12 protein-coding genes are annotated in these 14668 nt (G+C 58.5%); 10 read left to right on the top strand and 2 right to left on the bottom strand.

Translation table 11 applies throughout. The features are described 5' to 3' along the window. Positions 1–31 precede the first annotated feature (31 nt). The 6 genes from ALP8811_RS10570 to ALP8811_RS10545 all read left to right on the top strand — a co-directional run bounded on the left by ALP8811_RS10570 (position 32) and on the right by ALP8811_RS10545 (position 7349). Positions 32–1405 (top strand): alanine/glycine:cation symporter family protein, encoded by a 1374-nt coding sequence (locus ALP8811_RS10570; protein WP_108857068.1) that lies wholly within the window; start codon positions 32–34, stop codon positions 1403–1405. Between the two features lie 66 nt (positions 1406–1471). Further along, positions 1472–1885: a universal stress protein gene (locus tag ALP8811_RS10565; protein WP_108857067.1), complete on the top strand. Its 414-nt coding sequence runs from the start codon at positions 1472–1474 to the stop codon at positions 1883–1885. A gap of 32 nt (positions 1886–1917) precedes the next feature. Continuing rightward, positions 1918–3015, top strand: a complete 1098-nt coding sequence (gene gcvT, locus ALP8811_RS16580; RefSeq protein WP_108857066.1) for a glycine cleavage system aminomethyltransferase GcvT — start codon at positions 1918–1920, stop codon at positions 3013–3015. 18 nt (positions 3016–3033) lie between these two features. Further along, complete coding sequence (gene gcvH / locus ALP8811_RS10555; protein WP_108857065.1) at positions 3034–3399, top strand: glycine cleavage system protein GcvH; 366 nt, start codon at positions 3034–3036, stop codon at positions 3397–3399. 59 nt (positions 3400–3458) lie between these two features. After that, the gene (gene gcvP, locus ALP8811_RS10550) at positions 3459–6311 is read left to right on the top strand and encodes an aminomethyl-transferring glycine dehydrogenase (RefSeq protein WP_108857064.1); all 2853 of its coding nucleotides are present in this window, start codon (positions 3459–3461) and stop codon (positions 6309–6311) included. Positions 6312–6383: 72 nt separating this feature from the next. Continuing rightward, a complete protein-coding gene (locus ALP8811_RS10545) occupies positions 6384–7349 on the top strand; it encodes a helix-turn-helix domain-containing protein (RefSeq protein WP_108857063.1) in 966 nt (321 codons plus the stop codon). 3 nt (positions 7350–7352) lie between these two features. Here ALP8811_RS10545 and ALP8811_RS10540 read toward each other — a convergent pair whose 3' ends face one another. Together ALP8811_RS10540 and ALP8811_RS10535 are read right to left on the bottom strand one after the other, a co-directional pair. Then, positions 7353–8123 (bottom strand): 3-keto-5-aminohexanoate cleavage protein, encoded by a 771-nt coding sequence (locus ALP8811_RS10540; protein WP_108857062.1) that lies wholly within the window; start codon positions 8121–8123, stop codon positions 7353–7355. Further along, a complete protein-coding gene (locus tag ALP8811_RS10535; RefSeq protein ID WP_108857061.1) occupies positions 8120–9439 on the bottom strand; it encodes an aspartate aminotransferase family protein in 1320 nt (439 codons plus the stop codon). Before ALP8811_RS10535 ends, ALP8811_RS10540 begins: the two co-directional genes overlap by 4 nt. Before the next feature lie 116 nt (positions 9440–9555). Between ALP8811_RS10535 and ALP8811_RS10530 the strand changes: the two genes are divergently transcribed. The 4 genes from ALP8811_RS10530 to ALP8811_RS10515 all read left to right on the top strand — a co-directional run bounded on the left by ALP8811_RS10530 (position 9556) and on the right by ALP8811_RS10515 (position 14593). Further along, on the top strand, positions 9556–10425 hold the full coding sequence (locus ALP8811_RS10530; protein ID WP_245924617.1) for a MurR/RpiR family transcriptional regulator: 870 nt from the start codon (positions 9556–9558) through the stop codon (positions 10423–10425). Positions 10426–10451: 26 nt separating this feature from the next. Then, a complete protein-coding gene (locus ALP8811_RS10525) occupies positions 10452–11420 on the top strand; it encodes a TAXI family TRAP transporter solute-binding subunit (RefSeq protein WP_108857060.1) in 969 nt (322 codons plus the stop codon). A gap of 126 nt (positions 11421–11546) precedes the next feature. Next, positions 11547–14162, top strand: coding sequence for a TRAP transporter permease (locus ALP8811_RS10520; protein ID WP_108857059.1), 2616 nt, complete (start codon positions 11547–11549; stop codon positions 14160–14162). Beyond that, on the top strand, positions 14159–14593 hold the full coding sequence (locus ALP8811_RS10515) for a universal stress protein (RefSeq protein WP_108857058.1): 435 nt from the start codon (positions 14159–14161) through the stop codon (positions 14591–14593). The genes ALP8811_RS10520 and ALP8811_RS10515 overlap by 4 nt, the downstream gene beginning before the upstream one ends. Positions 14594–14668: the final 75 nt, after the last annotated feature.

Raw genomic sequence — 14668 nt, 5'->3', positions numbered from 1 at the left:
CACTCCGGGCCGAATTCACTGGGAGGAAACCATGGAAGCGTTAAACAACATCGTAGGAGCCATCAATGGCGTCGTATGGGGGCCGCTGATGCTGGTCCTTATTCTTGGCGTAGGCTTCTTTTTGCAGGTCGGCCTGAAGTTCATGCCGATCCTGAAACTGGGCACAGGCTTTGGTCTGCTGTTCCAAGGCCGTTACAGCCAAGGCGAAGGCCAGATCAGCCCGTTCAACGCGCTGATGACCTCGCTGTCGGCGACCATCGGTACGGGTAACATTGCCGGTGTGGCCACTGCTGTCTTCCTAGGCGGTCCGGGCGCATTGTTCTGGATGTGGATGACCGCTTTGGTAGGCATGGCCACCAAATACGGCGAAGCCGTTTTGGCCGTGAAATATCGCGAGCAAGACGAGTTGGGCAACTATGTTGGCGGCCCGATGTACTACATCAAAAACGGCCTTGGCGCGAAATGGGCTTGGCTGGGCGTTGCATTCGCTCTGTTCGGTGCAATCGCAGCCTTCGGCATCGGCAACGGTGTGCAGGCCAATGGTGTTGCACAGGTTCTGGAAGCAAACTTCGGCCTGAACACCTCGGTCACCGGCGTTATTTTGATGATCCTGACCGCTGCCGTTATTCTGGGTGGCATCACCCGTATTGGCGCAGTTGCTGGTAAACTGGTTCCGTTCATGGCCGTGGCTTACATCGTCGCCGGTCTGCTGGTTCTGCTGATCAACATCGGCAACATCGGTTCGGCCCTGTCGCTGGTCTTCTCCCACGCCTTCACCCCGTCGGCTGCCGAAGGTGGCTTTGCAGGTGCGGCTGTCTGGATGGCAATCCGTTTTGGTGTGGCGCGTGGCGTCTTCTCGAACGAAGCCGGTCTGGGATCGGCCCCGATCGCACACGCTGCTGCATCGACCAAAGGCCCGGTAAACCAAGGTTTGATCGCCATGCTGGGCACGTTCATCGACACCATCATCGTGTGCTCGATTACTGGTCTGGCCATCATCTCGTCGGGTGCTTGGACATCGGGCGAAAGCGGTGCGGCGCTGACCTCGCTGGCATTCGAAACCTCGCTGCCGGGCATCGGCGGCTATCTGATCGCCATCGCTCTGTCGATCTTCGCCTTCACCACCATCCTTGGCTGGTCCTTCTATGGTGAAAAATGCGTGGGCTTTCTGGCGGGTCACAAGATCCTGCCGGTCTACCGTATCGCATGGATCGTGATGATCTATTTCGGGGCAACCGCCGATCTGGGCTTCATCTGGCTGCTGGCTGACACGCTGAACGCCATGATGGCCATTCCGAACCTGATCGCCTTGGCCCTGCTGAGCCCGGTCATCTTCAAGCTGACGAAAGAGTTCTTCGCCAGCAATGGAGCTTCGGAAGAAGGTGGCACAACGCCTGCCGAATAAGTTTGATCCCGGGGGCGGCGCGGGTCGCCCCCGGACCCTCCAATTCCTTTCGTTAGGAGAGAGACCATGACAAGCAAGATCCTGCTTCCCATTGATCACACGGATGATCGTTCGTGGAAGAAAGCCCTGCCGTTTGCACTGGAACAGGCGAAATTTTATGGGGCCGAGTTGCACGCCGTGTCGGTCATCCCCGAGATCATCCTGCTGCCCAACCTGCCTGCAAACTATGGCGCAGGGGCCAAGGACCACGTGTCAGGCGCCGTGAAGGCGATCCTCGAGGCAGGTGGTGCTTCTGACGTGCCTGTTCACATTGAAGAAGGCAGCGTTTACCGTGAGATTCTGAAGCTCGCCCACAAAGAAGGCTTTGATCACATCATCATGTCTTCCGCGAAGGGTGACTTCCCGAATTTCGAGATCGGTCCGAACCTCGCACGCGTCGTGCGCAATGCGCATTGCACCGTGACAGTCGTTCGCGACTGAACCAGAAAAACAAACTGACAGGAGGCGCGGCCATGACCGACACCCCCAAACGCACACCGCTTTACGACCTGCACGTCGAACTTGGCGGCAAGATGGTAGATTTCGCCGGCTGGGAAATGCCCGTTCAATACCCGATGGGGATCATGGGCGAGCACAAACACTGCCGCGAGAAAGCCGCGCTTTTTGACGTCAGCCACATGGGTCAGGTGATCCTGAAGGGCGACAATATCGGCGAAAAGCTGGAAGCCATCTGTCCGCAGGCCTATGCCTCGCTGAAAGAAGGCAAGGCACGCTATGGCTTCTTCACCAACGAAGACGGTGGCATCATGGATGACCTGATCGTCTCGAACGCCGGTGATCATTTCTTTGTCGTGGTGAACGCGTCCATGCGTCATCAGGACATCCCCCACATGGCCGCCAATCTGGACGGCGTCGAAGTGATCGAGATCTTCGACCGTGCGCTGGTTGCTGTTCAAGGCCCCAAGGCCGAAGACGTGGTAGGCGAACTTTGCCCTGCTGCCCGTGGCCTGACCTTCATGGAAACCACCGTGGCGGACATCAACGGCGTCGAATGTCGCATCTCGCTTTTTTTTTTCAAGCAGAAGACGGCATACGAGATTTCGATCCCCGAAGATCAGGCCGATGCCGTAGCACGCGCCTTCCTGGCCCATGACGATTGCGAACCCGCTGGTCTTGGCGCCCGCGACAGCCTGCGTCTGGAAGCTGGTCTTTGCCTGTATGGCAATGACATCGACCAGACGACCTCGCCGATTGAGGCAAGCCTGAACTGGGCCATCCAGAAACGCCGCAAGGAAGAAGGCGGGTTCCCGGGTGCAGACCGCATCCAGCGTGAGCTGGCCGAAGGTGCCGCGAAAAAGCTGGTGGGCATCAAGCCCGAAGGCCGCGCGCCCGCCCGTCAGCACGTGGAAATCCAATGTGCCGAAGGCAACACCATCGGCGAGATCACCTCGGGCAGCTTTGGCCCGACCGTCGGCGGCCCGGTTGCCATGGGCTATGTGGCCAAGGGCCACGGCGAGGTTGGCGAGAAAGTGAACCTTATCATTCGCGGCAAGGCCCAGCCTGCCGAAATCGTATCGCTGCCCTTCGTGCAGCAGAACTACAAACGCTAAGACAGGGGACTTCCTGAAATGACAACTTATTACTCGGAAGAGCACGAATGGATCACCGTTGAGGGCGATATCGCCACCATCGGCATCACCCAACACGCCGCTGACCAGCTGGGCGAAATCGTCTTTGTTGAACAGCGCGAAAAAGGCGACGAATTCGAAAAGGGCGACGAAATCGGCGTGATCGAAAGCGTGAAAGCCGCGTCCGAAATCTACGCTCCGGTTGACGGCGAAGTGGTCGAGGCCAACGGCGCGTTGGAAGACACCCCCGGTGCGTTGAACGAAAACCCCGAAGGCGACGCTTGGATCTATAAGGTCAAGCTGGCAGACGCTTCGCAGCTGGACGATCTGATGGATCTGGACGGCTATAAAGCCCTGATCGGCTAAGAACAGACCGCCCGCCGGGCAACCGGCGGGCCACTTCCCCCCTGCACGAGGATCACACCATGGCTTTTAAGCTTACCGATTACGAAGCCTATGACTTCGCCAACCGCCGCCATATCGGTCCGTCTCCGCGCGAGATGGCAGACATGCTGAAGGTGATCGGCTTCACGACGCTTGATGAACTGATCGACGCAACAGTTCCGCCCGCAATCCGTCAGGAAGAGGCTCTGGACTGGGGCCCTGCCATGTCGGAACGCGACGCGCTTTTCCACATGAAACAGGTCGCGTCCAAGAACAAGGTTCTGACCTCGCTGATCGGGCAGGGGTATTACGGCACCACGACGCCTGCGCCCATCCTGCGCAACATTCTGGAAAACCCGGCGTGGTACACGGCTTATACGCCCTATCAGCCTGAGATTTCGCAAGGCCGTCTTGAGGCGCTTCTGAACTATCAGACCATGGTCTCGGATATGACCGGTCTGGAAGTGGCCAACGCATCGCTGCTGGACGAAGCCACCGCCGCCGCCGAAGCCATGACCATGGCGCATCGCGGGTCGCGCTCGAAAGCCAACAACGCCGCGTTCTTTGTCGATAAGAACTGTCACCCGCAGACCATCGCCGTGATCAAAACCCGCGCCGAGCCTCTGGGCATCGACGTGCAGGTAGCCGATCCCGATGCGCTGGATGCTGGCGCCGTGTTTGGTGCGATCTTCCAGTATCCGGGCACCGAAGGTCACGTGCGTGATTTCACCAAAGAAATCGAAGCCCTGCACGAGCACAAAGCGATTGCTGTTGTGGCCGCTGATATTCTGGCACTGGCGCTGCTGAAGTCGCCGGGTGAAATGGGCGCCGACATCGCCGTGGGTTCGACCCAGCGTTTCGGAGTTCCGATGGGCTATGGCGGCCCGCACGCTGCCTATATGGCGACGACCGACAAGCTGAAGCGCGCCATGCCGGGCCGTATCATCGGTGTCTCGATCGACGCGCGTGGCAACAAGGCTTACCGTCTTGCCCTGCAAACTCGCGAACAGCACATCCGTCGCGAAAAAGCGAACTCGAACGTCTGTACCGCACAGGCTCTGCTGGCCGTTATTGCCTCGATGTACGCTGTGTATCACGGCCCCGATGGGATCAAGGCTATCGCGCAGTCGGTGCACCGCAAAACCTCGCGTATGGCTGCTGGTCTGGAAGAGGCTGGATTCTCTGTCGAGCCAGAAGTGTTCTTCGACACCATCACCGTCGAAGTCGGTCAGCTGCAGAAGACCGTCATGGAAGCTGCCGTCGCACGCGGGGTGAACCTGCGCAAAGTGGGCGAAACCAAAGTTGGTATCAGCCTTGACGAACAGACCCGCCCCGAAACGATCGAGGCCGTCTGGGGTGCCTTTGGCATCGACCGCAAGGATGACAGCTCGAACGTGGACTATCGTCTGCCCGACTATGCGCTGCGTGAAAGTGCCTATCTGACCCACCCGATCTTCCATCTGAACCGTGCAGAGGCCGAGATCACGCGGTATATGCGTCGTCTGGCTGACCGCGATTTGGCGCTGGACCGTGCGATGATCCCGCTGGGGTCGTGCACCATGAAGCTGAACGCCACGATCGAGATGATCCCGGTCACCTGGCCGGAATTCGGCAACCTGCACCCGTTCTGCCCGGAAGATCAGGCCCAAGGCTATCACGAGATGATCGCCGACTTGAACGACAAGTTGTGCCAGATCACCGGCTATGACGCGATCAGCCAGCAGCCCAACTCTGGTGCGCAGGGTGAATATGCGGGTCTTCTGACCATCCGCAATTATCACGCGGCACGGGGTGAAGCGCACCGCAACATCTGTCTGATCCCAACTTCGGCGCACGGCACCAACCCGGCGTCCGCACAGATGGTGGGTTATAAGGTTGTTCCGGTGAAATCGGATGACGATGGCAACATCGATCTGGAAGATTTCCGTTCGAAGGCGATCCAGCACTCGGATGATCTTGCGGCCTGCATGATCACCTATCCCTCGACCCACGGTGTGTTCGAAGAAACCGTGCAGGAAGTCTGCCAGATCACCCATGATCACGGCGGTCAGGTCTATATCGATGGTGCGAACATGAACGCGATGGTCGGCCTTGCCCGTCCGGGCGACGTGGGCGGCGACGTCAGCCACCTGAACCTGCACAAGACCTTCTGCATTCCGCATGGCGGGGGCGGCCCCGGCATGGGTCCGATCGGTGTGAAGGCACACCTGACCGAGCATCTTCCGGGTCACCCGGAATACGGCACTGCCGTTGGTCCGGTTTCGGCAGCACCCTTCGGCTCGCCTTCGATCCTGCCGGTCAGCTGGGCTTATGTCCTCCTGATGGGCGGTGCGGGTCTGACCCAAGCCACCAAGGTTGCGATCCTGAACGCCAACTACATCGCGGCACGTCTGCAGGATGGGTACAACATTCTGTACACGTCCAAGACTGGCCGTGTGGCGCACGAGTGTATCCTCGACACCCGCCCGCTGGCGGACGAGGGCAACGTGACTGTGGATGATGTGGCCAAGCGCCTTGTGGACAGTGGCTTCCACGCGCCGACCATGTCGTGGCCAGTTGCTGGCACGCTGATGGTCGAGCCGACGGAATCCGAACCCAAGGCCGAGCTGGATCGCTTCTGCGACGCCATGCTGTCCATCCGGGCCGAGGCTCAGGACATCATCGACGGCAAGATCGATCCCGAAAACAACCCGCTGAAACACGCCCCCCACACGGTGCGTGATCTGGTGGGCGATTGGGATCGTCCCTACACCCGCGAACAGGCGTGCTTCCCTCCGGGCAACCTTGGCGTGGACAAGTACTGGCCGGTCGTGAACCGCGTGGACAACGCATACGGCGACCGCAACTTGATCTGCACCTGCCCGCCGATGGACGCCTACGAAGACGAGGCATAAATACTTCCTCCGCCCGATCCTAATGGGGTCGGGCGGGGTCTCATAATGTCTACCAGATAACGGGATGCATCTATGAATATTCAGAACACACTTATGACCCCGATGAATGACCTGTCGGCCATTGGCCCCATTCAGGGCATCACAATCATTGTGCCGGATCGCAGCCATGTGGCCTTGGCCAGCGTCTTTCGCGACTTCTTCATCTCGCTTGATCAGTTCACCAACGCGGAAACACCGCGCGACCTGTCTGTCTATACGCTGGATAGCTGCCCGTCGCATGATCAGGCATATTGGCGCAACCGCACCGTGGTGTTCTGGGCCGATTTCCACGCGCGTTGGCAGTTGGACCAGAAACAGCTTGGCCGCGCCCACCAGATTCTGCGCCTTAGCCGTCAATGCGTGTTGGTGGGCGGCGGCGTGTTCGTCCTGTGCAAATCGGTCTTTGCCAGCCGCACCGCCTTGGCCGTGCATTCCAACCTGCGCTTCGTGGCGGAAGAAGAGGGGCTGTTCTGCATCGACACCGGCGCGCCCTTTGCCATTGATGGGCGCATCTGCAGTGCCACCAGTATCTTCGCGGCCCTGCGCCTGTTCTTAAGGTTGCTCGAAGCCGAGATGGGCGGGTTTTCCGCCGCCACCTTCGGCGACTATGTCGGGCTTGAGGTCTCGGGCGAGCCGTTCCACGGCAAGCAAGAACACCTCATCAAACGCTATTCCGGTGGCGACAGGATCATCGGCGACTGCGTGGCCGTGATGCTAGAGCATCTGGAGTACACCCTGTCGATCGTCCAAATCGCCCGGATCATGAACGTGTCGTCACGCCAATTGCAGCGCCGGTTTGCTACTCAGCTGGGGGTCAGCCCCCTGACGATCTATCGCAGCTTGCGGTTGGAACGTGCCAGCCAGCTGGTGCAGCAGACCAGCTATTCCATGCATGAGATTGCAGCGGCCACCGGGTTTGGGACTCGCTCCAGCCTTGTGCGATCCTTCAAGAAACAGTTCGGCATGTCGCCGACGGATGCCCGCGCGAAGATGTTTTAAGGCTTACGCTAACTCGGCGCAGGCCTTCACCAACTCAGCCACGCGCGCGGCATTGTCCTGTGCAACGGACCCGTCCGCGTGCTGGCGCGAGTTCTCGAATCCGATCCGGCACTTCCCACCAGCCTGAACCGCTCGCACAAGGGCGGGGGTTTCGCTTGGACCAAAGGCGCAGACGGCCCAGTCGGGTGTCAGGCCTGTTGATGTCAGCCACGCCAGAAACGGGTCCAGATCCTTCGGGTCGGATTTCTGCCCGACGGCATAGCGCCCCAGCACGAAGATCAGTTGAAGCTCCGGCGCGGTCAGAAGACGTTCATCCAATACGCGTGTCAGAAGTTTCGCGTCTTCAACGTCGTACAGGATATGCTGCACGGCAATGCCGCATTGATCGCAGTCGTTGTAAAACGCCCGCGTTACATCGTGATCATCGCGGCACAGCTCGCGCACGGAAGCCGAGACCATGTCCGCACCCGAGTTCAACGCGATATGCCTTTGATGGGCGGGTTCGTACATTCCGACCGCCTCGGTCGTGATTTGTACCGGAAAACCGGGCATCTCGGAGCGAAACAGCTTCAGAGCGCCGGAATAAGCGTCAGCATCCAGAAGATGCTTCCCATCTTGATCTCGCAAATGCAGATGTAACCCATCTACGCCCAACGCCTGACAGGCTTGCGTGGTGTCCAGAATCTCTTCCGGGATCATCGGCAGGGCAGGGTGGTCGGCCTTGGTCAAACGCGCCCCGTTTGGGGCCAGCATGATCTTGGGAAGTGGCGTCACAGAACTTGCTCCAAGGACATGGACAGCTTGCCCACCAGCTCGTCAATCTGATCATCCGAAATGATGAAGGGTGGGGCCAGAAGCACGTGGTCCCCGGTCTGCCCGTCAATCGTACCGCTCATTGGATAGCAGATCAGGCCATTCTCAAACGCCTGCTTCTTCAGGCGACCCGCGATGCCACGGGATGGGTCAAAGGGCGCTTTGCTGTCGCGATCCGCCACGATCTCCAACCCGCGAAACATGCCGCGTCCGCGGATGTCACCGATATGGGGATGCTGGCCAAACTCGGCGTGGAGCGCATCGTTCAGTCGTTCGCCCATCTTGGCCGCGCGCGCGACCATGCCGCCTTCGGTCAGTTTGCGAACGACCGCATCTGCGGCGGCAGAGGCCACCGGGTGCCCGATATAGGTGTGCCCATGCTGAAAGAACCCGCTGCCCTGTGCGATCGCTTCATAGATCGCGCCCGCGCACAGCATTGCGCCGATCGGCTGATAACCAGCCCCAAGCCCCTTGGCGATGGTGATGATATCGGGCGAAATCTCGTCTTGCTCGCAGGCGAACAGGGTGCCGGTACGGCCCATGCCGCACATGACCTCGTCAAGGATCAGAAGGACCCCGTATTGGTCACAGATTTCGCGGATGCGTTTGAAATAGCCTTTGACGGCGGGCACCGCCCCCGACGTAGCACCGACCACTGGTTCGGCAAGAAAGCCGATCACGCTCTCGGGTCCGACGCGCAGGATTTCGTCTTCCAAGGCATTCGCAGCACGCAGTCCGTATTCTTCTTCGGTCTCACCTTCTTGGCGCAGGCGGTATTCATAGCATGGGTCGATATGGCTGGCTGACATCATCAGCGGGTCAAAGGGTTCGCGCCGCCACATGTTGCCGCCGGTTCCCAAAGCACCCAGCGTGTTGCCGTGGTAGCTTTGCTTGCGGGCAATGAAACGGGTGCGTTGGGTCTGCCCAATTTCGATCATGTATTGGCGCGCCAGCTTCAGCGCTGCCTCGACAGCTTCCGAGCCGCCAGAGACAAGATACACCCGTTCGATTCCCTCGGGCGCGTGCGCGATCAAACGGTCCGCGAGTGATTCTGCCGGTTCCGAGGTCAGGAATCCGGTATGGGCAAAGCTGAGTCTGTCGATCTGATCATGCATGGCCTGGGCCACGTCCGGGTCCGAATGACCAAGGCAAGACACCGCTGCACCACCCGACCCATCAAGGTACCTTTTTCCTTCAGAATCAATCAGGTAAATACCATCTCCGCGTGTTGCGACAGGTGGAGCTGATTTGCAGTGACGCGGGAAAATATGTGACATGGTGTCCCCTCGCATGTCCCGTTAATACTGTTGGCATTGAAACAAAAAATACCAGAATTGACAATATGTGAAACAAAAGGAACACTGGACCAGTCCAAGCAGGGAGGCATCTGGACGTGAACACGAGTGAAAGCTTCGAAAAGAGGCTGGCTGTGGCCTACGGTGATCTAAGTGGTGCGCTGCGTGCTGCGGCGGATTACCTTGTGGCCAATCCATTGGATGCCGTGTCGCGCCCTTTGCGGACCGTGTCGGCACAAACCGGCGTGTCACCTGCCACGTTCTCGCGACTTGCCCGTGCACTGGAGTATTCCAACTTCGATGAGCTGCGGGACGAGATGCGCGACAAGATCGATCGGAAAGTGAACAACTTTGCGGATCGTGCGGGGCAGCTTCAGAAGGCGCATGGTGACGGGAAATCTGACTTCGTGCAGGACCATTTCGCCGCATGCGAGAACAACCTGAGGCAGACGATGGCCGGTCTGGACACGGACGCGATTCGTGACGTTGCAGACCGTTTGGCCAAGTCACGAAAAGTGCTTTTGCTGGGTGCATTGGGGTCAACCGGTGTCGTCGAATACCTGTCTTATATGGCGAATTTCTGCGCAGATAACTGGATTCTGGCCAATCGAATGGGGGCTTCCCTAGGGGGAGCCTTGTCAGGGCTCGATGAACGTGATGCACTACTTATAGTTACCAAGCCGCCATTTGCTGTCTCAGTGATCAAAGCAGCCAGGCTTGCGCGTGAGTTAGGGGTTTTCGTTGTGGTGATCACCGATACACATACGTGTCCAGCGTTGGAATTTGCGTCGGCGGGGTTCACCGTGTCGACCGATAGCCCTCATTTCTATTCGTCTTATGTCTCGACGATGTTTCTTCTGGAAACCATCGTCGGAATGGTGGTCGGACGCGCAGGCGTTGCGGCCCAAGAACGAATTGCCGAAGTCGAGCTTCACAACCGGCAATTGGCCGAAGTGTGGAGCGAATAAACAAACATCAACAAGGGAGAAATCTGATGTTTAAAGGGTTCAAGATTGCATTAGCAGGGGTTGCTGCCACCGCAGTGATGGCGCCAGCTGCGTTTGCAGAAGAGTTCATCACCATCGGTACCGGCGGCGTGACCGGCGTGTACTATCCGACAGGTGGCGCCATCTGCCGTCTGGTAAACAAAGGTCGCAAAGACCACGGCGTTCGCTGCTCGGTCGAGTCGACCGGTGGTTCGGTCTACAACATCAACACCATCCGCGAAGGCGAGCTGGAATTTGGTGTGGCCCAGTCGGACTGGCAGTACCACGCCTATAACGGCACCTCGAAATTCGAAGATGCCGGCAAGTTCGAAGGCCTGCGCGCTGTGTTCTCGGTCCACCCCGAGCCCTTCACCGTCGTGGCGCGTGCTGACAGCGGCATCAAGACCTTCGCAGACCTCAAAGGCAAACGCGTAAACATCGGCAACCCCGGTTCCGGTCAGCGCGGAACCATGGAAGTTCTGCTGGAAGCGCTTGGCTGGACCACCGATGACTTCGCCTTGGCAACCGAGCTGAAAGCTTCGGAACAGTCGGCAGCGCTCTGCGACAACCAGATCGACGCCATGGTTTACACCGTTGGTCACCCCTCGGGTTCGATCCAGGAAGCTACCACCGCGTGTGACTCGGTGCTGGTCGAAGTCTCGGGCGAGGCAGTTGAAAAACTGGTTGCCGACAACTCGTTCTACCGTACCGCAACCATTCCGGGCGGCATGTATCGCGGCAACGACGCTGACACCGCCACCTTCGGTGTGGGCGCAACCTTCGTCAGCTCGGACGCTGTGTCGGAAGACGCTGTGTATGCGGTTGTGTCGTCGGTGATGAAAAATATCGAAGACTTCAAAGGTCTGCACCCGGCATTCGCCAACCTTGATCCCAAGGAAATGGCAACCGCTGGTCTGTCGGCTCCGCTGCACCCGGGTGCTGCGAAATACTACAAAGAGGCTGGTATTATCGAGTAATCTGTAACCAGTAAGCCTTTTGATCGGGGGGCGGTCTTACGTCCCCCGATCATTTGACCCGGCAGAAGATCGGGCATGTATTCAAGTACACTAGTGCGGTCGCTTGGAGACCGAGGGAGAGACAAGATGTCCACGAAAGAGGAACGCGCACTTAGCGAAGAAGAGCTTCAAGAGCTCGTCGCCGCCAGTGACACCGGCGCGCGAAATCCGCAGGGCGCGGTCGGGCTGATGATTGCCGCCGTCGCCCTGATATGGTCGATTTTTCAGGTTCTTCTGGCCTCGCCGGTTGCGCCTTACGTTCTGCCTGGAGACCTGATTAACAACTCGCGCCAGTTCCATCTGGCCTTTGCGATATTCCTGGCCGCGATGGCTTATCCATTGTTCAAGTCCAGCCCGCGCAACTATATTCCGTGGTATGACTGGGTGCTTGGGGTCGGTGGGGCGTTTTTGGCGCTCTACGGTTATTTCTTCTACGAAAAGATCGTTTCAAATGGTGGTCTGGCTGACCAATCTGACGCGTATTTCGCGCTTGCGGGCCTGACCTTCCTGTTCATTGCAGCCTATCGTACCCTTGGCCCCGTCATGGTGGCCTTGGCGGTCGTTTTTCTGTTTTACGTCTTCTTCGGATCATCCGAAGTGATCCCCGACCAGATCCGCTGGGCAGGTGCGTCGCTTCGTAAAGCGATGAGCCACATGTGGATCACCTCGGAGGGTGTGTTCGGCATCGCGCTGGGCGTGTCCACCAAGTTTGTCTTCCTGTTTGTTCTGTTCGGCGCGCTTCTGGATCGCGCTGGCGCAGGCAACTACTTCATCAAGATGGCGTTTGGCGCGCTTGGTCACCTGCGTGGCGGCCCCGCAAAAGCTGCGGTCGTCGGCTCGGCGGCCACTGGCCTGATCTCGGGCTCGTCGATTGCCAATGTTGTGACCACTGGTACCTTCACCATTCCTCTGATGAAGCGTGTTGGCTTCTCGGCCGAAAAAGCGGGCGCGGTTGAAGTTGCGTCGTCTGTGAACGGTCAGATCATGCCGCCTGTTATGGGCGCCGCTGCGTTCCTGATGGTGGAGTATGTGGGTATCTCGTACGTCGAGGTCATCACCCACGCGTTCCTGCCTGCAATTATCTCTTACATTGCGCTGGTGTATATCGTGCATCTTGAAGCGGTGAAAACCAAGATGCCGACCATTGGTAACAAAGTTGTCTCGATGGGCAAAACCATTGGTGGAATGTTTGCGTTCTTCGCAAGCTTTGCGCTCTTGTGTTATGCGACTCAGTATCCTGTTGGATGGATCACATCTCTGTTCCCTTCGGGTTCAGGTTGGATCCTGTCTCTGCTGCTGTTCGCACTCTACATTGCCCTGATTTATATTGCAGCTCAGGTACCTGATCTGGAACCCGATGATCCGAACGCAGAGGTGGTTGAACTGCCTGACGTGGCCAAGATCTATAAGTCGGGCCTGTACTACCTGCTGCCGATCATCGTGCTGGTTTACTTCCTGATGATCGAGCGCAAATCACCCGGCCTGTCGGCTTTTTGGGCCACGTTCCTTCTGTTCGGCATCCTTCTGACCCAGAAGGCGCTGAAAGCGCTGTTCCGGGGGGAAACCAACCCGGTTGGCCGTCTGCGCGATGGTCTGATGGACCTGATCGAAGGTATGATCGACGGGTCGCGCAACATGATCGGCATCGGTCTGGCCACGGCCACCGCGGGCATCATCGTGGGCACCGTATCGCTGACCGGGATCGGTCAGGTGATGGCGGACTTTGTCGAGTTCCTGTCCGGCGGCAACCTGATCCTGATGCTGATCTTTGTGGCGATCCTATCGCTGATCCTTGGGATGGGCCTGCCGACCACGGCGAACTATATCGTTGTGTCCTCGCTGATGGTGGGCGTTGTCGTTGAACTTGGCGCGCAGTCCGGCCTTGTTGTGCCGCTGATCGCGGTTCACCTCTTCGTCTTCTATTTCGGGATCATGGCGGATGTGACGCCCCCGGTGGGGCTGGCAAGTTTCGCGGCAGCGGCTGTGTCTGGTGGCGACGCCATCCGCACCGGTTTCACCGCGTTCTTCTATAGCCTGCGCACCGTTGCCTTGCCGTTTGTCTTCATCTTCAACACGGATCTTCTGTTGATTGATGTGACGATCACGCAAGGGGTCATTGTCTTCGTGGTGGCGACCATCGGTATCCTTGTCTTTACGGCGGGCACCATGGGTTTCTTCCTGACGAAGTCGCGCATCTGGGAAACTGTTGCCCTTCTGGTCGTGGCCTTTGCGCTGTTCCGTCCGGGCTTCTTTATGAACCAGATCCAACCGCCGTTTACGCAGATCGCGCCTGCTCAGATCGAGCAAGCCATTGGTGAAGCGGTTCCCGGTGCTCCGCTGCGCGTGGTGATTTCGGGGCCGGACTTTGACACGCTCGAGGTCAAGGACCTGACGGTTGTGCTGAACGTCCCCGAAGCCGAAGGAGGCGCGGCCCGACTGGATGCAGCTGGGATCATGCTGATGCCGGAAGGTGATGTGATGCGGATTGACGAGCCGATGTTCGGCACGCCGTTGTCCGATCAGCTGTCGACCTTCGATTTCTACGGGGATGATCCCGTGCAGATCTCGTCGGTACAGGCGCCTTCGAACCAATTGCCGAAAGAACTGATCTTCATCCCGGCGCTATTGCTTCTGGGCCTCGTGGCCTTCCTGCAATCGCGTCGCGCCAAGGAAGAAGAGATGATGGAAGGAGAAGCGGCATGACCCAGACCATCCTTTGTGCAGTCGATATCAACCGCGTTGACGCTGAAAACTCTGTTCTGAAAACCGCGTCCGAGCTTGCAACTATGCGTGATGCGCAGTTGGACGTGATTACCGTTGTGCCAGATTTCGGCATGTCGGTGGTCGGGGCGTATTTTCAGGACCACCACGTCAAATCGGCACAGAACGACGCCAGTGAACTTTTGAAGGCAATGACCCTGAAAACCTTGGGGGAAGAGGCCGACAGCAAAGTGCGTCACATTGTGGCGATCGGCTCGGTCTATGAAGAGGTGCTGCGCGCCGCCGAGCTTAGCAAAGCCGATCTGATTGTTCTTGGGGCGCACCGGCCTGACCTGAAAGACTATCTTTTGGGGCCGAACGCTGCGCGGGTGGTGCGCCACTCGACCTGTTCGGTCTATGTGGTGCGCGGCTGACGCCACTGATTGGAACGACATCGAAACGGGCGCGGTGCAGATCGCGCCCGTTTTCTGTTGGGCTTTCCCTTGGCG

Origin of the sequence: Aliiroseovarius pelagivivens, assembly GCF_900302485.1 — a bacterium.
Lineage (GTDB): Bacteria > Pseudomonadota > Alphaproteobacteria > Rhodobacterales > Rhodobacteraceae > Aliiroseovarius > Aliiroseovarius pelagivivens.
The sequence above is the reverse complement of the archived record's forward strand: the minus strand, read 5'-3'. Positions and strand labels throughout refer to the sequence as shown.